The 23,092-nt window shown below is 50.6% G+C and carries 21 protein-coding genes; 11 read left to right on the plus strand and 10 right to left on the minus strand.

The window, feature by feature from the left end; translation table 11 throughout:
- Positions 1–180 precede the first annotated feature (180 nt).
- The 4 genes from RHJ80_RS11150 to RHJ80_RS11165 all read left to right on the plus strand — a co-directional run bounded on the left by RHJ80_RS11150 (position 181) and on the right by RHJ80_RS11165 (position 6,366).
- A complete protein-coding gene (locus tag RHJ80_RS11150) occupies positions 181–2,589 on the plus strand; it encodes a dynamin family protein (RefSeq protein ID WP_310801005.1) in 2,409 nt (802 codons plus the stop codon).
- Positions 2,590–2,676: 87 nt separating this feature from the next.
- Positions 2,677–4,173, plus strand: coding sequence for a dynamin family protein (locus RHJ80_RS11155; protein WP_310801006.1), 1,497 nt, complete (start codon positions 2,677–2,679; stop codon positions 4,171–4,173).
- A gap of 160 nt (positions 4,174–4,333) precedes the next feature.
- Positions 4,334–5,275 carry a diguanylate cyclase regulator RdcB family protein gene (locus RHJ80_RS11160; RefSeq protein WP_310801007.1) on the plus strand — a complete coding sequence of 314 codons (942 nt, stop codon included), beginning with the start codon at positions 4,334–4,336 and terminating at the stop codon, positions 5,273–5,275.
- A 2-nt stretch (positions 5,276–5,277) separates the two neighbouring features.
- On the plus strand, positions 5,278–6,366 hold the full coding sequence (locus tag RHJ80_RS11165; protein ID WP_310801008.1) for a patatin-like phospholipase family protein: 1,089 nt from the start codon (positions 5,278–5,280) through the stop codon (positions 6,364–6,366).
- 30 nt (positions 6,367–6,396) lie between these two features.
- Here RHJ80_RS11165 and RHJ80_RS11170 read toward each other — a convergent pair whose 3' ends face one another.
- Positions 6,397–6,816 (minus strand): photosystem I reaction center subunit II PsaD, encoded by a 420-nt coding sequence (locus tag RHJ80_RS11170; protein WP_149819488.1) that lies wholly within the window; start codon positions 6,814–6,816, stop codon positions 6,397–6,399.
- A gap of 380 nt (positions 6,817–7,196) precedes the next feature.
- On the opposite strand from RHJ80_RS11170, the gene RHJ80_RS11175 reads away from it, so the two are divergent.
- On the plus strand, positions 7,197–7,841 hold the full coding sequence (locus tag RHJ80_RS11175) for a YqiA/YcfP family alpha/beta fold hydrolase (protein ID WP_310801009.1): 645 nt from the start codon (positions 7,197–7,199) through the stop codon (positions 7,839–7,841).
- Here the strand turns inward: RHJ80_RS11175 and RHJ80_RS11180 are convergent.
- Positions 7,810–8,790 carry a methyltransferase domain-containing protein gene (locus RHJ80_RS11180; RefSeq protein ID WP_310801010.1) on the minus strand — a complete coding sequence of 327 codons (981 nt, stop codon included), beginning with the start codon at positions 8,788–8,790 and terminating at the stop codon, positions 7,810–7,812. The two genes, RHJ80_RS11175 and RHJ80_RS11180, sit on opposite strands and share 32 nt — an antisense overlap.
- Positions 8,791–9,022: 232 nt before the next feature.
- Between RHJ80_RS11180 and ribBA the strand changes: the two genes are divergently transcribed.
- Positions 9,023–10,666 carry a bifunctional 3,4-dihydroxy-2-butanone-4-phosphate synthase/GTP cyclohydrolase II gene (gene ribBA / locus RHJ80_RS11185; RefSeq protein WP_225901720.1) on the plus strand — a complete coding sequence of 548 codons (1,644 nt, stop codon included), beginning with the start codon at positions 9,023–9,025 and terminating at the stop codon, positions 10,664–10,666.
- Between the two features lie 54 nt (positions 10,667–10,720).
- Here ribBA and RHJ80_RS11190 read toward each other — a convergent pair whose 3' ends face one another.
- From RHJ80_RS11190 to RHJ80_RS11200, 3 genes are read right to left on the minus strand one after another with little or no spacing between them, the layout of a single operon-like run.
- Positions 10,721–11,299 carry a 4'-phosphopantetheinyl transferase superfamily protein gene (locus RHJ80_RS11190; protein ID WP_302678331.1) on the minus strand — a complete coding sequence of 193 codons (579 nt, stop codon included), beginning with the start codon at positions 11,297–11,299 and terminating at the stop codon, positions 10,721–10,723.
- A 10-nt stretch (positions 11,300–11,309) separates the two neighbouring features.
- The gene (locus RHJ80_RS11195; RefSeq protein WP_225901575.1) at positions 11,310–11,747 is read right to left on the minus strand and encodes a hypothetical protein; all 438 of its coding nucleotides are present in this window, start codon (positions 11,745–11,747) and stop codon (positions 11,310–11,312) included.
- A 60-nt stretch (positions 11,748–11,807) separates the two neighbouring features.
- Positions 11,808–12,842, minus strand: coding sequence for a Gfo/Idh/MocA family protein (locus RHJ80_RS11200; protein ID WP_149819497.1), 1,035 nt, complete (start codon positions 12,840–12,842; stop codon positions 11,808–11,810).
- A 143-nt stretch (positions 12,843–12,985) separates the two neighbouring features.
- Between RHJ80_RS11200 and queC the strand changes: the two genes are divergently transcribed.
- The 5 genes from queC to RHJ80_RS11225 all read left to right on the plus strand — a co-directional run bounded on the left by queC (position 12,986) and on the right by RHJ80_RS11225 (position 17,962).
- Positions 12,986–13,687 carry a 7-cyano-7-deazaguanine synthase QueC gene (gene queC / locus RHJ80_RS11205; RefSeq protein WP_206200233.1) on the plus strand — a complete coding sequence of 234 codons (702 nt, stop codon included), beginning with the start codon at positions 12,986–12,988 and terminating at the stop codon, positions 13,685–13,687.
- Between the two features lie 125 nt (positions 13,688–13,812).
- On the plus strand, positions 13,813–15,729 hold the full coding sequence (gene dnaK, locus RHJ80_RS11210) for a molecular chaperone DnaK (RefSeq protein WP_206200234.1): 1,917 nt from the start codon (positions 13,813–13,815) through the stop codon (positions 15,727–15,729).
- Between the two features lie 205 nt (positions 15,730–15,934).
- Positions 15,935–16,099: a hypothetical protein gene (locus RHJ80_RS11215; protein ID WP_011057571.1), complete on the plus strand. Its 165-nt coding sequence runs from the start codon at positions 15,935–15,937 to the stop codon at positions 16,097–16,099.
- 10 nt (positions 16,100–16,109) lie between these two features.
- A complete protein-coding gene (locus RHJ80_RS11220) occupies positions 16,110–16,409 on the plus strand; it encodes a TMEM165/GDT1 family protein (RefSeq protein WP_206200235.1) in 300 nt (99 codons plus the stop codon).
- Positions 16,410–16,534: 125 nt separating this feature from the next.
- On the plus strand, positions 16,535–17,962 hold the full coding sequence (locus RHJ80_RS11225; protein WP_310801011.1) for a mechanosensitive ion channel domain-containing protein: 1,428 nt from the start codon (positions 16,535–16,537) through the stop codon (positions 17,960–17,962).
- Between the two features lie 5 nt (positions 17,963–17,967).
- On the opposite strand, the gene RHJ80_RS11230 is transcribed toward RHJ80_RS11225, so the two are convergent.
- The 5 genes from RHJ80_RS11230 to RHJ80_RS11250 all read right to left on the minus strand — a co-directional run bounded on the left by RHJ80_RS11230 (position 17,968) and on the right by RHJ80_RS11250 (position 22,992).
- On the minus strand, positions 17,968–18,342 hold the full coding sequence (locus RHJ80_RS11230; protein WP_310801012.1) for a YraN family protein: 375 nt from the start codon (positions 18,340–18,342) through the stop codon (positions 17,968–17,970).
- Between the two features lie 5 nt (positions 18,343–18,347).
- Positions 18,348–19,628, minus strand: coding sequence for a glutamyl-tRNA reductase (locus RHJ80_RS11235; protein ID WP_310801013.1), 1,281 nt, complete (start codon positions 19,626–19,628; stop codon positions 18,348–18,350).
- 103 nt (positions 19,629–19,731) lie between these two features.
- Complete coding sequence (locus RHJ80_RS11240) at positions 19,732–20,697, minus strand: Rpn family recombination-promoting nuclease/putative transposase (RefSeq protein WP_302677531.1); 966 nt, start codon at positions 20,695–20,697, stop codon at positions 19,732–19,734.
- A gap of 3 nt (positions 20,698–20,700) precedes the next feature.
- Positions 20,701–21,654 carry an Rpn family recombination-promoting nuclease/putative transposase gene (locus RHJ80_RS11245; RefSeq protein WP_310801014.1) on the minus strand — a complete coding sequence of 318 codons (954 nt, stop codon included), beginning with the start codon at positions 21,652–21,654 and terminating at the stop codon, positions 20,701–20,703.
- Between the two features lie 36 nt (positions 21,655–21,690).
- Positions 21,691–22,992, minus strand: a complete 1,302-nt coding sequence (locus tag RHJ80_RS11250) for a valine--pyruvate transaminase (protein WP_206200242.1) — start codon at positions 22,990–22,992, stop codon at positions 21,691–21,693.
- Between the last annotated feature and the right edge of the window lie 100 nt (positions 22,993–23,092).

Raw genomic sequence — 23,092 nt, forward strand, 5'->3', positions numbered from 1 at the left:
GAACTAAAACCCTAACGGTCTTTTCCCTAAGTCCTGAATGCGCTCAAAGCAGCCAAAATCAATGTTTACAGGGAGCGTGTCCTTTTTCTTTTAGGAAAGAGCTGTAGATTACAACAGTTTTTATTCTTTGTGCTACCATAGGCTTCAGTCCTCTTTTAATTGCTCTTAATTGCTGATTGTATGGCTACGGCTATCCCCCCCGGCATTCCCCAAGACATTCAGCCAAGTGAGACCCTACTAGAAAACTTGCGCCAGGATGTCATTCATTTGCTGAAACAGACCGTTGGCATTGTTGAATGCTACAACAGCCTCCATAAAACAGCAGAGAGGGATTCATCTCAAGAAAAAACAGAATTTTCAGGTACAGCAGCGATTCGGCAAGCCCTCACCAACGTTGAGGAAATGGCTCTACGCATGTCCGTGGTCGCCCCCATGAAAGCTGGCAAATCCACGATTATCAATGCAATTGTCGGTCAACCGCTTTTGCCTGCCCGCAATACTGCCATGACCGCTACTGCAACGGAAATCGTTTTAGATACAAACTACCCTGAACCTGTTCTCTTTGTCCCCGAAGAAACCCTCACTTTATTCAAAAAGGCAGCGGTGAAAATCCGCCAAGAATACAATAGGAATCGTGACAACGTTAAAGCTAAGTTACAGAAATATCCTCATCTTGACACCACATTTGAAAACATTATCAGGAATGACGGCACTTTGTTCAAAGAAGAAACAACAGGTGTCGAAAGTGTGCGTGAAGCCCTGCAACTAATGAATGATTTGGTACGTTTAGCCAGCCAAATAGTTCCTGCCTACAACCCTGTAAAGCGGATGCGGGAGCTACCCCAGATCAGAGTAGCACCTTTTACCTCTGAAGGCGAGGCTATCAACACCGCTTTGGGCAACCTTGTGATTATTGACACTCCAGGTCCTAACGAAGCAGGCGAGAACTTAGAAATCAAGAATATTTTTGCTGAACAACTTGAGCGTAGTAGTCTCATTTTGGTTGTCCTAGACTTTACCCAGCTCAAGACCGAAGCGGCTAAAAGTGTTCAAGAAACCGTTCAGGCAATTGCTGAGATTCGTGGTGGAACTGAAAATATCTATGCCCTCGTAAACAAAGTTGATCAACGACGCAGAGGGGATATGACTCCTGCAGAAGTGCGGGAGTTTGTGCAGCAGGAATTTAGAATTCCTAGCTCTCATGTTTTTGAGCTATCTGCCCAACGAGCCTATTGTGCTGCTCGTTTCCTGAAGCAGCATGACTTAGGAGAAGACTGGCGGACTCGACCTGAAGCCAGAGATTTGGCAAGAGAAATTCTTGGGGATGACTGGGAAGAAGACTTAGAAGATATTGACAAAGATGCGTTTACTAAGAAAGCTAGAAAGCAGTGGTATGAACGCTCAGGATTTTATCAGTTTTTCACTAAAGTGATTAGTGAACTCATTAAAATTGCTGCACCGAAAGTAATCAGAGAATCTCTAAACATCACTCACGGCTTTATTCATAAGCTTCTTGAAGACATTAATTTGCGAAAAAGAAGCTATCAAGCAACCCTAGGTATACTTGAGGATGAAATTAAGCAACTAAATCAAGATATTAAGAAAATTGAAAATTCGGCTAATCTGTTGAATATTATCGAGGAGTATCAAAAAGAAATTAAGAATCAGATTGCCAGTGAAGTCTCTGAATTGAAGAACAAGGCAAGAGCAGACGTTAGTCATCTTTTTTCTCAAAAAGAGTATGAGCAGGCTGATGTTCTCAAAAAAGTAATGCTTTTTCTCGCAGACTTTGCACACAAATTAACCAACGACAAGTCTCGTGAGGATCATTTAAGGATTCCTTTTAGCTCAAGGCATGACGCTGAAGATTTTCAGGGAAAAATATTTAACCTAGTTTCACAAGAAGCAGAAAAGTTTTTTGGTGATACCCAGAAAAAGATTGAAAAATTTGTAGGAGAAAAAATCCTTGGATTAAAGAAAGAAATAGAGGAAGAAACTCAGCCTATCCTAGAAAAAGCAAGAGAACGACTCCAGATGACTTTTAATGTGCAATTAAGCCTTCCTGATTTTCAGGTTTCAAAGGCTAGTTTTGGCAATTCTGAACTTCGACCCGAAGCTTTAACTAGGACTGTCAACAAAGTTCGAAAAGTGGAAAAGAGATTTTGGTGGTACTGGTTTTGGCTAATTCCTAAGGAAGTGGATGAAATTTATACAGAGACTATTCAAGAATATGTAGTCTATCTCAATAAAGTCGTTGAGGAAATCAATCGACAAATAGACACCCAAGCGAATCAAATAGAACAAGAGGTTAATAATTATTTAGAAAAAGGTTTTAAAGTAGAAGCAGAACAATACATCGAGTATCTCAGTAGCTATCTCAAGGATTATCGAACAACCCTGATTGAGAGCCAAGAATATCAGAGAAAGTCTGCTGTTGAAAAAGAAGAAGTGATGAAGCAACTAGAGCAGCTCGAGGAGGATGCTCAAAAAGCGAAGTGTGATATTCCAATTTATTCGCGTCGAGTAGAGGAAGTTCTGGAAAATTATGGTTCTTCCTGCGATTCACCAGCAAATTCCTCTAATCAGTGATTAATTCAGCTTTCCTTACCGTACAGTGTCAGCACTTTTTATCTTTTGTGCTAACCTAACCACCAGTACTCCCTGACTGCTGATAATATGGCCACGGCTATCCCCCCCGGCATTGCCCAAGACATTCAGCCAAGTGAAACTCTAGTAGAAGACTTGCGCCAAGATGTCATTCATTTGCTGAAACAAGCCGTTGACATTGTTGAACGCTACAACAACCTTCATAAAGCAACAGGCACAGAATTTTCAGGTACACTAGCGATTCGACAAGCCCTCGCCAACGTTGAGGAAATGGCTCTACGCATGGCCGTGGTCGCTCCGATGAAGGCAGGAAAGTCTACGATTATCAATGCAGTCGTCGGTCAACCCCTCCTACCGGCTCGCAACACGGCAATGACGGCTACTGCAACAGAAATCATTTTAGACCCTAATATTGCTGAACCTATTCTGATGGTTCCCGAAGGGCTGGTCAGTTTATTTCGCGAGACTGCTGATCATATTCACTGGAAATGTCAAACAGATCGCACAGGCGTTGAGAAACTATTGCGCGAGCGATATCCTCATTTGACCCGCACACTAATCAACATTATTAGCAACCCCTTCCTATTCGAGCGACAGATAAAAGGCGTTGAAAATATCCGCACAGTTTTGCATCCCATGAATGACATCGTGCGTTTAGCGAGTGAACTTGTTCCCAACTGTAATGTCATAAAACGAATGCAGGAGTTGCCTCAAATTAGGGTCGCGCCCTTTACCCTTGAGGATCAGCCCATCAATACGACAGTGGGCAACCTTGTCATTATTGACACTCCAGGTCCTAACGAAGCAGGCGAGAACTTAGAAATCAAGAATATTTTTGCTGAACAACTTGAGCGTAGTAGTCTCATTTTGGTTGTCCTAGACTTTACCCAACTCAAGACTGAAGCGGCTAAAAGTGTTCAAGAAACCGTTCTGGCAATTGCTGAGATTCGTGGTGGAACTGAAAATATCTATGCCCTCGTAAACAAAGTTGATCAACGACGCAGAGGGGATATGACTCCTGCAGAAGTGCGGGAGTTTGTGCAGCAGGAATTTAGAATTCCTAGCTCTCATGTTTTCGAGGTATCTGCCCAACGAGCCTATTGTGCTGCTCGTTTCCTGAAGCAGCATGGCTTAGGAGAAGACTGGCGGACTCGACCTGAAGCCAAAGACTTGGCAAGAGAAATTCTTAGGGATGACTGGGAACAAAACTTAAAAGAGATTGACAAAGACGCGTTTACTAAGAAAGCTAGAAAGCAGTGGTATGAACGCTCAGGATTTTATCAGTTTTTCACTAAAGTGATTAGTGAACTCATTAAAATTGCTGCACCGAAAGTAATCAGGGAATCTCTAAACATCACTCACGGCTTTATTCATAAGCTTCTTGAAGACATTAATTTGCGAAAAAGAAGCTATCAAGCAACCCTAGGTATACTTGAGGTTGAAAAAGAAGTGATGAAGCAACTAGAGCAGCTCGAGGAGGATGCTCAAAAAGTGAAGTGTGATATTTCAATTTATTCGAGCCGAGTAGAGCAAGTTCTGATCAGCAGTATTGAAGGTGAATACTGAGTTGACAAATTATTAAATTTTATTGCGGATTCAACTTTCCTTACCGTACAGTGTCAACACTTTTTATCTTTTGTGCTAACCTAGCCCCCAGTACTTCCTGACTGCTGATGATGCCGATTTATTTAAGTCGATTAAAGTAATTTTTTGCGTTGTAGATTCTATGAATTACTTAACCATTGAAGAGCGAATTCCTCTTGCCAATGATCAGCTACTGATTGATCTAGCTAACAGCATTCACACCAATCAGTCTTTGATAGCATATCGCGCCAATCGAGGTTTTTTGGGTAGGCTACTGGATAGTTTAACAGGTCGCACTTACCAGCAAGATACCCTTCTTGCCCAAAACTTGACCCGAGGACAGGAAGCATTACTGAGCATTACCAATGAACTGATTGAAAAGCTGCAATTTACTGAGTATGCCCTTGTCACTACCCAACACTCCCTCCGAGAAACTCGTGAATGTCTTGTCACTACTCAGCACTCTCTTCGAGAAACTCGTGAGGGGCTTAATCACAACACGCAGGCATTGAATAGTTTATTGAATAGTTTAATTGAGACCTGCGATCGCAAGTTTCAAGAGCAAGAGAAACGTATTGCTACCCTTGAACGGCGAGTGACGGCACGGGAAGATTTCGATCGCATTTTCTCTCTCTGGCGAAGTGGCCAAAGCTATCACGATCTCCCTTGGGCTATCCAAATCCTATTTTTAGCCCGCGAAATCTACAACAGTTCCATTGCCTACCTAGAACTTGAACAACAAGTCACTTATTATCGCGACCTACTGGTGAATGAAATTTTGGCGCACCAGCGGCACTACTTACCCAAGCATTTCTTCAGTACCGCAACGCTGCTAAAAGTAACTCGGCAAGCAACAGCACAAGAGGATACAGAGATCGTTTACGACATTCTGGCGAGTTGCCGCTATTCAGACTCCTATCCCTTGCTGCACAATATGTCAACACTATACTGCCAACAGCAGCCTTCCTTTGTCCTTCAGCACCCTCCTTATACCCTAGATGCTAAAGAAGTCATTCAGCGGATTGTTCATGAAACTGCCGCTGCAACGTTGCATTCCCTCCAGTCTCTGAAATCCAAGGAGTGATTATGCTAAACACTGGTTCAAAAGTTGGTTTAGTCCTCACGGGTGGTGGTGCCAAAGGTGCTTACCAAGTGGGGGCACTGCGCTACCTCGCTGAACAGGGATTTGAACCGCACATTATTGCAGGTACCAGTATCGGTGCCCTCAATGGCGCCATCATTGCCAGCTATCCCCAGCAATTGGCTCGGGGTGTGAGCAAGCTCGAGGAGATTTGGCGTGAGATTGGTGCCGCCAATATCATCTCCGCCAACCCCAACTGGCTCAGCATTCTCATCAGCTATGGCATCCAATCTGCCTTACCTGAATTTGGGGGATGGATCAATACTTTTTTGACAGTGACGGGGATTCTCCCCAAATGCTATTCCTTCTTTGACCCGCGCCCGATCGAAGAACTTGTGCACTCCTATGTAAACTACAACCAACTGAAACGGGGTACGGAGCTTTGGGTAACGGTTTTTCCCTCATTGCAAATTCCGGGTCTGGGCTATAACCTGTTGATGACATTGATTGACATGTGTCGCGTTTGGACAGGCACAAAAGCTGAGTGGCTGCGGGCACAGGATATGGATGACCCAGAGACGTTATTGAACTTGCTGCTGGCGAGTGCGGCCGTTCCTTTGGCCTTTCCGCAGCGACAGGTCAATGGTCAAACCTATGTGGATGGGGCACTTCAGGATAATGTGCCCTTGGGAGCGTTGGCGCAGCGGGGCTGTACCCATGCCATTGTCATTCACCTTGAGGATGGGGTGCCCTGGAATCGTTATGACTTCCCTAATTTGACAATCATTGAGATTCGACCACAGACAGTGCTGAATACTTCAAACACGGTTGTACTGGGGAGTCTAGAAAGCTTGCTCGATTTCCGGAGCGATCGCATTGCCGCCCTGCAAGCACAAGGGTATGCCGATGCCAAGGCAGCCATTGAGCCGATCCTCACCCTTGTGCAGAACCTGAGAACCCTGCGCCAAACCCATGGGGAGTTAAAGGCTTCTACGGCAGCACTCTTGAATCCCGATGAGTTAAAAACCTCTACAGCAGCACTGCTCAATCACAACGTTACTTTAAAATCAATACCCCCCATGGTTGATCCATAGGGGGTCATCAGGAGATAGCTCAGCACCGACCTATGGATCGTAGGGCTTCTTGCCGGTGAACTTCAGTTGCGAAGGATTGGGATTTTGGCCAATGGAGCGGGGCACTGAGTTGACGGCTTCACGCCCTTGGTTCACCTTCTCAGGGAAAACACCATCCTTGGGATGGATCAACACCGTTTCACCATCGGGGAAAATGCGGTAGATTTTGTAGTCATTGATTTTGCGGGGACGCAGTTGCTGAGCGGCTAGGGCAAGGCACTGCTCCTTACGGGCAAGGTAAACAAGATTTTCCCCTTCACGCATAACCGCAGCCCCAGCCGTCGGCATTTCAAAAACCTGCTCTTTGGGGCTTGTCCAGGTGATGGCGTATTTCTCTTCGGTGTCCGCTGCGCTGAGGAGGCCGCCAGTGCTGCCACCATAGAGCGGGGGTTGCCCAGTGAGTGTTGTCATGCGTTCGATCCTCAATCTCTCACGTTTTCATTCTTAAGATCGGCCAGATACAACCCTTTTCTTGGATATGGGAACCATAAAGGGGATGCAATCCTCTCCCATAGGGGCTTTCGCAGTTTTGAGCGTTTGCCCTCCTTGCGAAAAGGGCTGTAGCCAGATTCAACGGCATCGTAGCATTGAAATCGCGGTGTTGATGCGAGTTGTGAGAAACTGTAACAGTTCCTTCAAAATAAGGAATTGTTGTTGAGCTGTTTGATCAGTATTCTGAATTATTTTCAATGATCACCCTTGAACAACCTATGGCTAAAGGGCTAATTTGTTAAGATTATTGACAAAGTGCGACAAAAATATGTCCGCTCCTCACAAGGGATTATTGAGCAATGCAATATCTCTACCTCCATGGATTTGCCTCGTCGCCGCGCTCAAGTAAAGCTCAGTATTTTCGCGATCGCTTTGCGGAACTCGGTCAACCGCTACTCATTCCTGATCTCAATCAGGGGGATTTTTTTCATTTGACCTTAAGTCGTCAAATTGACCAAGTAGAAGCGCTGCTCGCCCCAGAGGAACCCGTCACATTGATTGGCTCCAGTTTTGGTGGCCTGACGGCTGCTTGGCTAGCCGAAAAGCATCCCCAAGTGGTGCAACTGTTTCTGCTGGCACCTGCCTTTGAGTTTGCGATCCATTGGCTGCCGCGCTTGGGCGATCAATACCGCCGCTGGCAAGAAACGGGTGTGCTGGAGGTGTATCACTACACGCAAGAGCGCCTGCTCCCCCTTAGCTATGGTTTTGCCAAGGATTTACTAGAGTACGACGATCGCCAGCTGCAGCGGCCTGTGCCTACCCTCATTTTCCATGGTCTTCAGGATGAGGTGATTCCCATCGAAGCCAGTCGTCGCTACTGTGAAGGCCGCCCTTGGGTGAGTCGGGTGGAATTGGACAGTGATCACGCTCTCAAGGATGTACAGCCGGCCATTTGGGGCATGATGTACCCGATTATTTCTCGGCAGTTGAGTTTAGAGCAATAGCGGGAACTTCGGCTCGCACAGCGCGAAACATGCCAAAGCGGCACAGTCCCATGCCAAAGGCAAGCCGCATCAACAGAAAGGTGGGTACTTCCCGCAAAGATTTCACTAGCCCCGGTAGGCCAAAGCGAATCAGCCCCTCTGGTCGCACAATTCCCTGCCAAATTGAATCTAGCCACGAGGGGAGCGTTTCCTGTGTCCAGTCAGCAGTGATCACCTCTCCAGCCACTAAACCCGTTGCGGCAAGGGCTTCGGCAAAGCCTTCAATACTGGCAAAGGCGGGGTGTGCCCATTGATCCAAGAGCTGCCGCATAATGAGCCGCTCCCAGAGGTTCAAGGGGTGCTGGCGATCGTCCCTTTGGTTCCAATCGGCAACCACAAGAATCCCCCCCGGCTTTAGGACACGGAGTAATTCCTTAGCAAACTGCTGTTTATCGGGCATGTGGGGGCCGGCCTCAATTGACCAAACCACGTCAAAGCTGGCATCTGGAAATGACAAGGCTAGAGCGTCATCCACCTGAAACTGCACGTTGAGATCCGCAGGAGTGAGTTCCCGCGCCCGCCGTACCTGTTCAGGGCTGATTGTAATTCCCGTCACGTGAAAGCCATAGTCACGCGCTAGCATACGACTGCTCCCGCCAATGCCACAGCCCACATCCAAAACCGTTGTCCCCGGCGGCAGGCGATCGAGACCCGCCCAGCGCACCATTTCATGGACAAAGTCTACCTTGGCTTGGCGAAAATCCTTGCGACGGGGGGGCGAACCATAGTGGCCAAGGTGAATATGCTCACCCCAGTAAAATTCAAGAATGCCGTCATTGGTCCAGTCGTCATAGGACTCGGCGACAGAGCGGACAGACTCGTACTTGCGAGGAAACAGGAGATAAAGCGCTAACCCTAGGAAGACTAACGCGCCAACAATGATAACCAGTATGAGCAATAGATGAGACATGCAGCAGATTGGCTGGTGAAACCTTTCACTATGATGACGAGGTTTTTAGCATTTCCACAAGGGAAAGAGCCACAGATGGGTTTTCGTGGGAGATCGTACGCTGTTCAATACTATCTTGAAAAGTTGGTGTAATCCTACCTGCTAGTGCTGCGGGCACCCAATCCTCGTGAAAAAGGCTGTAACTTAATAATAAGAAGCCTTAAAAATTCTGGAAGGAACTGCCTTGGCGGATGTGCCTGTGTTTGACTCGATTGAATCTGCGTTGGATGCCCTGCGGCGGGGTGAAGTTATCGTCGTGGTGGATGATGAAAATCGTGAGAATGAGGGGGATCTCATTGGTGCCGCTGAGCGTGTGACCCCAGCCATGATTAACTTTATGGCGGTTCATGCCCGAGGACTGATTTGCCTCGCCATGGAGGGCGATCGCCTCGATGAATTGGATTTGCCCTTAATGGTAACAACAAATACCGATAGCAACCAAACTGCCTTTACGGTGAGTGTTGATGCCGGTGCCCGTTGGGGCGTGACCACAGGCATTTCCGCCGAAGACCGTGCCCGCACCATTCAAGCCCTTATTGACCCGACGACCCAGCCTCAAGATTTACGTCGCCCCGGCCATGTCTTTCCCCTGCGATCGCGCCCTGGGGGGGTTCTCAAGCGAGCCGGCCATACCGAAGCCGCCGTCGATCTGACACGGTTGGCAGGTCTCTACCCAGCGGGGGTCATCTGTGAGATTCAAAATCCCGACGGCACCATGTCGCGGCTGCCCCAACTCATTGAATATGCTCGCACCCACCAACTGAAGATTATTAGCATTGCCGACTTAATTAGCTATCGTCTCCAGCATGAGCGTTTTGTCCGCCGCGAAGCTGTGGCCAAGCTACCGACGGAGTTCGGTGAATTTCAAATCTATGGCTATCGCAATTCCCTCGATCAATCGGAGCACGTCGCCATTGTCAAAGGAGATCCTGCCACGTTTAGCGAGCAACCCGTGCTGGTGCGCGTTCATTCTGAATGTTTGACGGGCGATGCCCTCGGTTCACTGCGCTGCGATTGTCGGATGCAACTGCAAGCGGCTCTGAAAATGATTAACGCGGCAGGACGCGGTGTGGTGGTTTATCTGCGCCAAGAGGGTCGTGGCATTGGCCTAGTCAACAAGCTACGTGCCTATTCCCTGCAAGATTTGGGAATGGACACCGTGGAAGCTAATGAGCACCTCGGCTTCCCAGCGGATTTGCGTAACTATGGCGTTGGCGCCCAAATGCTCAATGACTTGGGAGTGAAGCAGATTCGCCTGATTACCAATAACCCCCGTAAAATTGCTGGCCTCAAGGGCTATGGCCTCGAAGTGGTGGATCGGGTGCCCCTGCTGATTGAAGCGACGCCCTACAACACCCCCTACTTGACGACTAAGGCGGAGAAACTGGGGCATCTACTGCTACAAACTTACCTGATCACAGTGGCCTTTCGCTGGCAGGAGTCGCAATTAGATGCGGGCGATCGCTATGAGCGGTTGGAAAAAATACGTCATCTGGCCGCAGGCGTCCATTTGCTAGTGCGCGAAGAAGCTCGGCCCGTTGCGCAGGCCATCTTTGGACATCCTGACCTGATTGTTCACTTTGGCTTTGACCAACCCCATGTGGCCGATCGCCAGTGGTATCAGCAGCCAGAACATCCCTATGTCTTGGCGGTGCAAACCCTGCTGCGGCAATTTTGCCAATGGCCAACCCTGAAGGGATTTGAGTTTCTCGTGGCCACCGGCAGCGATCCAATGCTCAACCTACCGATGGATCTCGATCGCCAAGCCTACACCCAACAGCCCCCCAGTGAGTGGCAACCTCATCTCATCTATTCATGGTCAGCAGTAGCAGGTTAAAGCGTCGATGAATATCTTGGAGCATCTACGCCGTTTTCAAGTGTGAACATTCATTTATCCCACTACTTCTGGCCAAAAAAAGACACACTGGAGCGGCGTTGGCGTTAGCACAACAACACTGGCAATGGCGCGATCGCCCACGGGGAAACTGACTGCCCAATGTTCTAAAGGCTGAGCCGCCGTCCGCTGCCATACCCCGATCCCCTGAGCCTTGAGCCACGCTTCATAGTATGTCCAAGCCTGTAGAAACGAGCGATCGCTCCCCTCTAATATCCTTTGTTGCAGAGCCGCCCCAAAAAACCGCCGACTAATGGCTGAACGCTGAGGACAGGGGCGCAATATTTCTACATCTACCCCTACAGCCGCCCGGCCACTCACGGCCAACACCGCTAAGTTACCACTATGGCTCCAGTTAAATTCCAAAGCATCCAAATAGGGCTTACCCCCAGCAGTACGCGGTAGAGGCTTCTCGCCAAGATTCGGCTGATAGCGTCGTAAATAGGCGCGCAGGGTAACCTCACGGGGCACATCAGGGGGAAGCGTTAACCACCAAAGATGCAGCGCATGGGAATACAAGGTGAGATTATCGTGTGGCGCCTGCCATTGAGGGGCAACAATCGGGGGTAGGGGCAAATCCCACACATTAGAGACTGAGGCGTTTTTTTAGTGACAATAGGTGAGTGCGGGGATTAATGGGGCTGCGGGGCAGCGGTAACTCAAAATTCGGCCAATTGGGCAGACTGGCACAGGGACAGTGTACAGGGGGTAACCCATGACAGGGTAGAGGCACAGGCATTTGGCAGCGGGCACAGGGGGTAATGTCCCAACAGTCGCTCAAGAGTTGCGTAATCGTCTCCGCCGTGTCCTCAAGAAAGCAGTCTCCTGCCTGACCAGAGATCACATAGACCCAGCAGGCCTCAAAAGCTTGACTGTAGCGATCGCCCTGAAGGACAGGTTGCGGCAGCACCGTATGCGCTCCGCCCCAAATACACAGTCGTTTGCCCAGCTGAAACCAGTAGGCAAGATAGGACTTCACCTTTGCTTGGGCTGCCAAAAAGGCACAACCTTCCAGATCCGTCATTGACACAACCCTCGCTGCTGTACTTACTACCCTAGCGCAAGGAAACGAGGGCGATGCGTGCTAACGAATCAGTGCCGCCAAGGAAGCATCCAACTGTCCCCAACTGTGGCCATCAAGGGCTAACTGCTCAATGAGACTGGCCAAGCGCAACGCTTTGAGTGCCTGCTCCCCACCCACCGAGGGAGGTTGACCACCACGAACACAGTTGACGAAGTGCTCCAACTCGGCATGGAGGGGTTCAATATTGCTCGTATAGACCTTCTCAATGAGACCGTCTTGGCGGTAGAGAACTTGGCCATGATCGGCACTGCACGATGCCGTGGTTTTGCGGTGAATAAGAATCTCGTTTTTTAGGAAATCTGCCTCCGTGAGGGAATTTTTGCAGTGGGCAGCAATGCGTCGTTGTTTGCGGTGGGTGACTTTACTGGCCGTGAGGGTGGCAATAATGCCGTTGGCAAAGCCCAATGTGGCGGTCACGTAGTCCAGATACCCAGAGTTGGCAGAGCGACTGCCGGCGGCCGTTAGGCGCACCACAGGGGAATTGGTGAGTTCCAATAGCAAGTCAATATCGTGGATCATTAAGTCGAGAACCACTGAGACATCATTAGCGCGATCGGAGTAGGGACTCATGCGATCGGCTTCAAGGGCAAGGATTTCCTCAGTGCGCAGAACTTTGCTCAGTTCTTGAAATGCAGGGTTAAATCGCTCAATATGTCCGACTTGGAGGATGCACTGGCACTCCGCTGCTGCGTTGACGAGCGATTCTGCTTCGCTAATACTGGCGGCAATCGGTTTTTCCACCAAGACATGTACCCCGTGGCGCAAGCAGGTAATGCCCACTTCATGGTGGAGACGGGTGGGCACGGCAATACACACCGCCTCAACGTGGGGCAGTAAATCCACATAGTTTTCAAAAAATTTCACCCGATATTTGCTAGCGGTATCAATGCCCCGCTCCAGATTCACGTCAGAGATGCCCACAAGTTCGACATCTTTGAGTAAACTCAAAACACGGGTATGGTGCTGACCCATGTTGCCAACACCGATAACGCCAATGCGCAGTGGTTCGGGCTGGGGACGGACGGCAGAACTCATGTCTAGTTATTTCACTCCTCTACGCAACCGGGGAAAGGCTTGGTGTTGGCGATCGCCCGCCGTAAGTAGCAACTCACAGAATGAACATTTTCAGAAAGATGCTACCACAGCATTGCCAAATGTAAAGGTTTTGATAGACAGCTATGATGACGACACCAAAGGCCGTCGTGTTGCTCTCAGGGGGGTTAGACTCCAGCACGGTGTTATTTCGTGCCAAGGCACTGGGTTATGCTTGCTATGCCCTTTCCTTTGACTATGGGCAGCGCCATCGGCGGGAATTAGAAGCCGCGATCGCCATTGCCACCGCCGCCGGCGTGATTCAGCATCAAATGGTCTCCTTGAATTTGCAGTTGTGGGGCGGCTCTGCCTTGACTGATTTAACGATTGACTTGCCTCGCGATCGCGATCTGGCTACCATGAGCCAAGAGATTCCCATTACCTATGTCCCCGCCCGCAATACGATTTTCTTGAGTGTTGCCCTTGCCTATGCCGAAGCCCTAGGGGCGCAAACGGTTCATATTGGCGTCAATGCCCTCGATTACTCTGGCTATCCCGACTGTCGGCCTGATTATATTGCTGCAATGCAGGAGGTCTATCGCTTGGGTACCAAGCAGGGGCGTGAAGGCCAGCCCATTGAAATTGTCACCCCCCTCATTGAACTCCACAAAAAAGACATCATTCGTCTGGGGAATGAGTACGGCGTTCCTTGGGAAAAAACATGGTCCTGTTACAGCGATGGCCAACAGGCCTGTGGTCGCTGCGATGCCTGTCGATTGCGTTTAGCGGCCTTTGCCGAATTAGGGCTTGTGGATCCTTTGCCCTACGCGGCTGACCACCCTGTGTAGGTTCGGTAAATCCCCCTTTTGCAGAGAGCGGGAGCGATCGCACTATAGGAAGGAGAGAGGGTTAAGCCCAATATGGGTGCTGTGCCCCGCATCGAAGTTAGCCTGCAAAGGGAGTTTTCGTCGCTATGGCAAAAGTTGTCGGAATTGATCTGGGGACCACCAACTCCTGTGTGGCCGTCATGGAAGGGGGCAAGCCCACGGTTATTGCCAATGCTGAAGGGTTTCGGACAACGCCCTCCGTTGTTGCCTACACCAAAAATGGCGATCGCCTCGTGGGTCAAATTGCCAAACGGCAAGCAGTGATGAACCCCGAAAATACTTTCTATTCTGTGAAGCGCTTTATTGGCCGTCGCTTTGATGAGGTGACCCACGAAGCCACCGAGGTCTCCTACAAAGTTTTGAACGTCAATGGCAACGTCAAGCTGGATTGCCCCGCCCTTGGCAAACAGTTTGCCCCCGAAGAAATTTCTGCTCAAGTCCTGCGCAAACTAAAAGAGGATGCTAGCAAATACCTTGGCGAGGAAGTCACCCAAGCGGTGATTACTGTGCCCGCCTACTTCAACGACTCGCAGCGCCAAGCCACCAAAGACGCTGGCAAAATTGCCGGTCTTGAAGTGCTGCGGATCATCAACGAACCCACCGCCGCTTCCTTGGCCTATGGCCTAGATAAAAAAGCCAATGAAACCATCCTTGTCTTTGACCTTGGCGGTGGTACCTTTGACGTGTCCATCCTTGAAGTCGGTGATGGCGTTTTTGAAGTGCTCGCCACCTCCGGGGACACCCACCTTGGTGGTGACGACTTTGACAAGAAAATTGTGGACTACTTGGCTGAATCCTTCCGTGCCCAAGAAGGCATTGACCTGCGCAAAGACAAACAGGCGCTGCAACGGCTGACAGAAGCGGCAGAAAAAGCCAAGATTGAACTTTCCAGCGTCATGCAAACGGAAATTAACCTGCCCTTCATTACTGCAACGCAGGATGGGCCTAAGCACCTCGACATGACGCTCACCCGCGCCAAATTTGAGGAACTCTGCTCTGACCTCATTGACCGTTGTCGCGTACCCGTTGAGCAAGCCCTCAGGGATGCCAAACTCAGCAAAGATCAAATTGACGAAGTGGTACTGGTGGGTGGCTCTACCCGCATTCCCGCCATCCAAGAGCTGGTCAAACGGCTATTGGGCAAAGACCCCAACCAGACTGTGAACCCCGATGAAGTCGTGGCGGTGGGTGCCGCTATTCAAGCTGGGGTGCTGGCAGGGGAAGTGAAAGACATTCTTCTCCTTGATGTCACACCGCTGTCTTTGGGGGTGGAAACCCTTGGCGGCGTGATGACGAAAATTATTCCCCGCAACACCACGATCCCGACGAAAAAATCCGAGGTCTTCTCTACTGCGGTTGATGGTCAAACCAATGTGGAAATCCACGTCCTGCAAGGGGAGCGGGAAATGGCCGCCGATAACAAGAGCCTCGGCACCTTCCGTTTGGATGGCATTCCGCCGGCACCCCGCGGTGTGCCCCAAATCGAAGTCACGTTTGATATTGATGCCAACGGTATTCTCAACGTCACCGCTCGCGACAAAGGCACCGGCAAACAGCAGTCCATTAGCATCACCGGCGCCTCAACGCTGCCTAAGGATGAAGTAGAACGCATGGTGCGCGAAGCGGAAATGAATGCCGCTGCTGATAAAGCCAAACGCGAGAAAATCGAGACCAAAAACCAAGCGGAACAACTCTGCTACCAAGCGGAGAAACAACTATCCGAATTGGCTGACAAAGTCTCCACCAGCGATAAAGACCGCCTCACCGCCCTCATTGCTAACCTGCGCTCGGAAATCGGCACTGAAGCCGAGAAGAAACCCATTGAATCCATTAATTTTGAACGGGTGAAATCGCTGATGCAGGATCTGCAACAAACCCTCTACAGCGTCGGCTCCAGTGTTTATCAAAGTGCGCAGTCCAGTGATGGAACTGGCTCCAGCAGCAGCGGTAGCAGTGGTGGTGGTGACGAAGTGATTGACGCTGAGTTTTCGGAAACCAAGTAGTCCCTTAAATTCGCAACTTTCTGCCAGAACAAGACTCCTCCTCCCCCTAGGTGAAAGCTTAGGGGGTTTCTCATTTTTGTGAGGGGGTATAGTCACAGTTTTTTCGATCACAGGCTTCTTGTGCTAGGGGAAAAATTCCGATAGAATAAAGTTTCTGTCCTTAATTTTTGTTGAGTGCTGAGACCACCCCACCATTGAGGTAAGCATGGCCAAACGCCGCAATCCCAAGAAAGAAAAAGCTCTTCGTAACCAAGCCTATGCTCGCAAGTTTCGCAAGCGTTCTTCGGGTCGCTACAGCCGCCGCCTAAATACGGAGAATCGCCCAGAGACGAAAACCACCGAGACGGTTGAGGAAATGACGGACGCCTAGAGGGCAGTCGGTGATTAAGCGCGCGTTGCCATGGCGAGAGTTCGGGGTTGCGTTTTTAACCGTTTTTTTGGCTGAATTTGCCGATAAAACTCAAATTGCTGTATTTTTCATGGCTGCCCGCGCTGCCTCCCCTTGGTTGGTGTTTTTGGGAGCAGCTTTGGCCTTAGTAACCACTAGTTTGATTGGGGTATTGATTGGTCGCTGGCTATCACAGTACCTCTCGGAACAGCGATTACAAACGCTGACGGGTGGTAGTCTCTTGGCGATCGCCCTTTGGCTATTGTGGGATATGCTGCACCCAAGCCTTTGATGACCAAAATATCGCCACTTAATGGCGCGAGAAAGTTCCTTCAGTTGACGATCGCCCCCTGCTAAAGTGAGGGGGTTAGCTTAGGCACTGTCTAAGTTTGTGAACCCCTGAGGAGACTGTGGAGAATGCCATCCCAAGTCATTGAACTGTGGTCATCGTTCGTTAGTATTGCCGATGCACCGTTGTTTCGCCTTGGGCGGGAAACGATTTCCCTGCGTTGGCTGTTTCAAGTGGTGCTGTTGCTCATCCTCGTTGCCATTTTGGCGCGCTTTTTCAAGGGGGTGCTGAAAAATCAACTCCTACCCCGCCTTGGTTTGGATTTAGGCAACCGTGAGGCCATTTCCACTGTGATGAGTGGTGCCGGGGGAGCACTGGGCTACATTATTGTTTTGCAAGCAGTGGGGATTAATCTCGATTCCCTAGCGGTGATTATTGGTGGCTTGGGGGTGGGGATTGGTTTTGGTTTGCAGGATGTCACCCGCAATCTCATCAGTGGCCTGACGCTCCTGATTGAGCGCAAAGTGCGTGTCGGTGACTTTGTGGAAATTGAAAACATCAGCGGCTACGTTCAGGAAGTCTCGATGCGAGCCACGGTGATTCAAACCTTTAACGGTTCAAATGTGGTGGTGCCCAATACCTACCTTGCCGATAGTCCGGTGCTGAATTGGTACTACGAAACCCATCGCGGTCGTATTGATATTCCCATTGGGGTGGCCTATGGGACAGATCCAGTTTTGGTGACGGAAGTCTTGCTCAATATTGCGCATTCTGAACCAGATGTCCTCAGGGAGCCAGCCCCGCGGGTGATTTTCCGTGAATTTGGCGATTCTGCCCTTAAGTTTGAACTCTGGGTATGGACGGATGCCATTGAGCGGCGAGTGTTCATCAAGAGCAGTCTCAATTTCAAGATTGATTATTACTTTCGGCAGCATAATATCTCGATTCCTTTCCCGCAACGGGACATCTGGATCCGCAATGCGCCAGCGCTCTCTCCCCTCAGTGAGCCAGCCGAAACGGTAGGTATGCCCTTGGCACCGGCAACGCCCTCCTTAAAGTCGCTGCTTCAGCAGGTGAGCTATTTTCAGTGCATGAATGACTTGCAATTACGCTTTCTCATCGAATCGGGCTACCGCAAGCACTTGGCAGCGAAGGAAATTTTGTTCCGTGCTCAGGAGGCAATCAGTAACTTCTACATCGTATTGCAGGGGCAGATGGCGGCGGTCTATGAAGAGAATGGCGAACTCAAGCCGATGATGACGTTTAACCCGGGGGAGCACTTTGGCGAGCTACCACTGATGCTGGGGGTGGCCTGCCCAACAACGATGATGGCAATGACGGATACGGTCTTGTTTGTCCTACCACGGGAGGGATTTGAACAGTTGCTAAAAGAACATCCTTCCCTTGCTGATGATATTGCCGTGGCGATCGCCCGCCGTCAGGATGTGCTGGCGCAACATCAACAGGAGCTTCAGCAACTGAGTCGCCAAGAGTCGGATCAAAGTCGTCCGATTACCTGGATTCGCGATCGCCTGCAAAAACTCCTGAGTTGGTAAAGTCCTCAACCGGTGGCGTCCAGCGTAAATGCGTGCTCCAAGTATTGATGCAGCCGATAGGTACCTGCTTGGTATCGCACCAAGGCCACATCGAAGCGACAGGGATGATCCTGCCACTGGGGCTGACGTTCTAGGAAGGCTTGGGCGGCCAAAATGAGTTTGCGTTGCTTGCTAGGGGAAATCGCACCGAGGCCATCATAATCCCAGTTGCGGGAACAGCGGGTTTTCACTTCGACAAAGCGCACCACTCCCCGCGGATCACAGGCAACAATATCCAGCTCACCCCAAGGGCAAGACCAGTTCTGAGCCAAAATTTGACACTGCTGGGTTTGTAGCCACGCGGCAACTACCGCTTCCCCGCGATCGCCCACGTGGCGCATAGGCCCTAGGCTTCAATGGGTTCGAGATTAAACAAGTCTTGGAGGGTCTGCATAGCGCGTTGACGACTTTCTAAATCCCGCTGTGATTGCAGTTGCACTGTTGGATCATGGAGAATCTTGTTAATAATCGTGCGCGTCATTGCTTCAATGACCCCTTGGTGCTTATCACCAAACTCACTGCCTAAGCGGGAGAGGGCTTTTTCCAGCTCTTGGGTACGGATCGCTTCCATTTTTTGGCGCAGACTGCGGATGGTGGGAATCGTTTCTAGGGCGTGCCACCAAGCCAAAAAGGTCTCTAATTCTTCCTCAAGGATACCCTCGGCCTCTTGCGCCAATTGGCGTCGCGCCTCTTGGTTTTGGGCGACGACTGCTTCGAGATCATCCACATTAAACAGTTGTACGGAGGCCAATTCCGTCACGTTGGCATGGACATTGCGGGGCACGGAAATATCAATGATTGATAGGGGGCGATCGCCCGTGAGCACCGACCCTAAATTCTCGCGATCCAAGAGGGGTTGTGTCGCTGCTGTACCCGTAAAGACCAAATCCATTGCTGCCACAATCGGCAGTAGATCTGTCATCGTAAAGAGTTCAAAGCGTACTTCGGGAAACTGCTGCGCCAGTTCCTTGGCCCGTTCCAAGGAGCGGTTGATAATGCTCATTTCTTTCACCCCTCGGGCAATCAGGTGTTGCACCACCAAGCGGGACATTTTGCCCGCACCGACAATGGCAATGCGGCAGTTCTGGAGATTTTGCAACCGCAGGTCGGCGAGTTCCACCGCCGCTGAGCTAATGGAGACCGCCCCCGTCCCAATGCTGGTTTCTGTGCGTACCCGTTTACCGGCCGCGATCGCCCCCGTAAAGAGGCGATTGAGAATAGACCCAATGGACTTGTACTGCTGCCCTAACTGATGACAGCGCTTCACTTGGGAGAGAATTTGCCCCTCGCCAATCACCAAGCTATCCAGACCCGAAGCCACCCGCATGAGGTGCATCACCGCATCCTGATGCAGCAGGATAAAGAGGTAGGGACGCAGTTGGGGCAGGGGAATATGACTCCACTCACTGAGAAACTGATGCACTTCCCGCACGCCCACCTCAGTGTCACTAGTAACAATGTAAATTTCTAAGCGGTTACAGGTGCTAAGGATGGTCGCTTCCTGAATATGGGCGTAGCCGCATAGATGTTGCAGTGCCCGCTCCCGCACATCCTCTGGCACACTCAATTTTTCGCGCACATCCACAGGGGCGGTTTTGTGACTCAAGCCAATGACAGCAATATTCATAGGAATCGGTTGACGTTCGGCTGCAACTCCATCAATTGTTGTATCAGGATTCTTGAGCCTCCTTCACGCTTGTTTGCAAGTCTTTACTAAAGGAGGATTCTCCCTAACCGAGATTCCTGAGCCAGTCCCTCAGGTCTTCCAGGGTCGCAAAGTCAAGGAGTGCCTCTGCCAAAGTCTCAATCTGGGTGGATGGGAGTTGGCGAATTGCTGCTTCAAGGTCAGCCGGTAAATCCCCAAACCGTCGCCTGAGGAAGCGCAAAACAACCAGTGCTTCTCCCTGCTGTAATCCCTGTTGCAATCCCTGTTGCAATCCCTGTTGCAGTCCCTGTTGCAATCCCTGTTGCAGTCCCTGTTGCAGTCCTTGCTGTAATCCTTGCTCCAATCCCTGCCGTAAGCCCCGTTGTAACCCTTCCTCTTGTGCCTCGGCATAGACCTCTTGGTAAAACCGTGTCCGCTTCAGCTCCTCCGTCGTAAACCCCAGCATGCGCAGCACCTCCTCCCGACTCAGCTTGGTGAACTTGTACAGCACAATGGTAGTGATTAACTCTATTATGGCTTCCAAGTTTGGCGCTCTTTCGGTCTGGCTGCGCTGGGCAAGTAATCGGGCGACTCTGGGCATCTCTGCCTCTGGTACCACCATCAACTGCATCAGGGCAAGGCTCAAGGGCAATTCCGCTGGTGACCCCAGTTCATTCAAATACACCCGCCGCAGGCGATCACTCTTGACCAACACGTCATAGGGTTCAAAGGAAACTTGTTCGGCTTGGCGATGGGGATAAATGACCACCGCTTGCCAATCAGAGAAAGTTTGGCGGTATAGGCGCAGATAGAGAAAAATCTCAGCAAAGAGACGTTCGTAGAGGGTGTTATCGCGCTGAAACTGAACTTCACAGAAATAGACGGTTCCTGAGGGGTCAGGAGGCAGAAAGACGCCATCAATGCGAAAGGCCGTTTGCTTCAGCTCCACAGAGTCAAAGCGGTAGCCCTGCGGGGGATTGATTCCCAAAAGGTCAAACAGTGTCTGGGGCAGCTGGGCAAACAGTTGGTAAAAGAGAGAGTCACGGCGCATGGGCTAGGGGGAGCGCTCTAGCCACGCAGAGACGTGTTCAAGGTCAGTGAAGTCAAGGAGAGCTTCTGCCAACGCTTCAATCTGATGGGGAGGGAGCTGGCAAATGCGCTCTTCAAGACTAGTTGGTAAATCGCCAAACCGCCGTCTTAACTGCCGCAAGACAACAAGTACCTCTCCCTGCTGTAATCCCTGCTGTAATCCCTGCTGTAATCCCTGTTGCAATCCTTGTTGCAGTCCCTGTTGCAGTCCTTGCTGTAATCCTTGCTCCAATCCCTGCCGTAAGCCCCGTTGTAACCCTTCCTCTTGTGCCTCGGCATAGACCTCTTGGTAAAACCGTGTTCGCTTCAGCTCCTCCGTCGTAAACCCCAGCATGCGCAGCACCTCCTCCCGACTCAGCTTGGTGAACTTGTACAGCACAATGGTAGTGATTAACTCTATTATGGCTTCCAAGTTGGGCGCTCTTTCGGTCTGGCTGCGCTGGGCAAGTAATCGAGCGACTCTGGGCATCTCTGCCTCTGGTACCACCATCAACTGCATCAGGGCAAGGCTCAAGGGCAATTCCGCTGGTGACCCCAGTTCATTCAAATACACCCGCCGCAGGCGATCACTCTTGACCAACACGTCATAGGGTTCAAAGGAAACTTGTTCGGCTTGGCGATGGGGATAAATGACCACCGCTTGCCAATCAGAGAAAGTTTGGCGGTATAGGCGCAGATAGAGAAAAATCTCAGCAAAGAGACGTTCGTAGAGGGTGTTATCGCGCTGAAACTGAACTTCACAGAAATAGACGGTTCCTGAGGGGTCAGGAGGCAGAAAGACGCCATCAATGCGAAAGGCCGTTTGCTTCAGCTCCACAGAGTCAAAGCGGTAGCCCTGCGGGGGATTGATTCCCAAAAGGTCAAACAGTGTCTGGGGCAGCTGGGCAAACAGTTGGTAAAAGAGGGAGTCACGGCGCATTGAGAAATGAGGAAGTACTCACCCATGAAGGAGGGCTTAAGCGAGGACATCAGAGTAGGAGCGGCTAGGGAACTCTTGATACACCTGTGTAATGGTGGCGGCTAGTCGTTGCATGCCAAGGGCAATTTCCTCATCACTGGCAGTGAGACTAATACGCAGGCACTCCTGTTTGTGGCGCCACGGCTCGGTCAAGCCGGGGAAAAAGGAGCTGCCGGGAACCACAATCACCCCTGCTCGCTTCAGGTGTTGATATAATTCCCAATCTGTCATGGGTAAATCCCGTAGCCATAGCCACGCGAAAATCGCCCCCTCACCGCGATGCAAAAACCAAGGAAGGTCGTTGGGCAAAGCAGTTCGTAGGGTTTCTTCGAGAACTGTCAACTTGCGCTGATAAAAGGGACGAATGACATTGACGGATACTTCGGCTAGGGCACCATTGGCAATGGCTAAGGCCGCGATCGCCTGACCGTAGCGCGAGGCATGAATACAGGCATTGGTTTGAAAGGCTTCGAGAACACTCAAAATCTCGCGATCGCCAATAGCAATCCCCACCCGCTCCCCCGGCAGTCCTGCTTTTGAGAGGCTGAGGCAGTGGACAATATTGCCGCCAAAAACGGGTGCTAGTTCCGTAAAGTTCAAGCTGGGATAGGGGGGGCCATAGGCAGCATCAATCAACACTGGAACGCCATAGGGGACAGCGAGATCAGCAATTTGCCGCACCTCGACATCCGTGAGCACATTTCCCGTCGGATTGCAGGGACGAGAGAAGATGACGCATCCAGTCGTCTCATCAATGTGGAGTTGTTGAAAGTCGGGACGATACTTAAAGGTGTGATCCGCTTCAAAAATCTCAAGGCGCGGACGATAGGCAACAACGGTATCAGGGGTAAAGCTGACGCCACCATAACCCGTATATTCTGGACTCAAGGGGAGAACGACTTTCTTTAATTCACCGTTGGCGCTAAAGCCCCCAAAAGCATTGGCAGCAAAGAAGTAGATGGCCTGACTGCCGGGGGTGACAAGGACATTGCGCTCCGTCAGGTTCAAACCATAGCGGCGATTAAAATCATCGACAACGGCAGCAATTAGCGGTTCATACCCTTGGCTTGTGCCGTAGCGGCAGACCACTTGGCCAAATTCTGGGCTGGCCATTAGCTCGTGGGTACAGTCGCGCCATAGTTGCTCCACCTCAGGGACAATGAGGGGATTACCTGCACTCAGGTTAATCAGGTCTTGACCGCGATTCAGGCGCAACGTCTCAATAATATCCTTCATGATTGCCCGAACTCCCGTCAGTTGGGACATTTGCTGGCCAATCTGGGAGAGTGCAGGATTCATAGGCAAAGGACATAGACAGTATTGGTTAGGATAGCATCTGCGCTTCTATTAAGGGACAGATGGAACCAATAGACACGGTCAATGCTGCTATTCGGTGGGT

This window comes from Thermosynechococcus sp. QS41 (assembly GCF_031583515.1).
Classification (GTDB): domain Bacteria; phylum Cyanobacteriota; class Cyanobacteriia; order Thermosynechococcales; family Thermosynechococcaceae; genus Thermosynechococcus.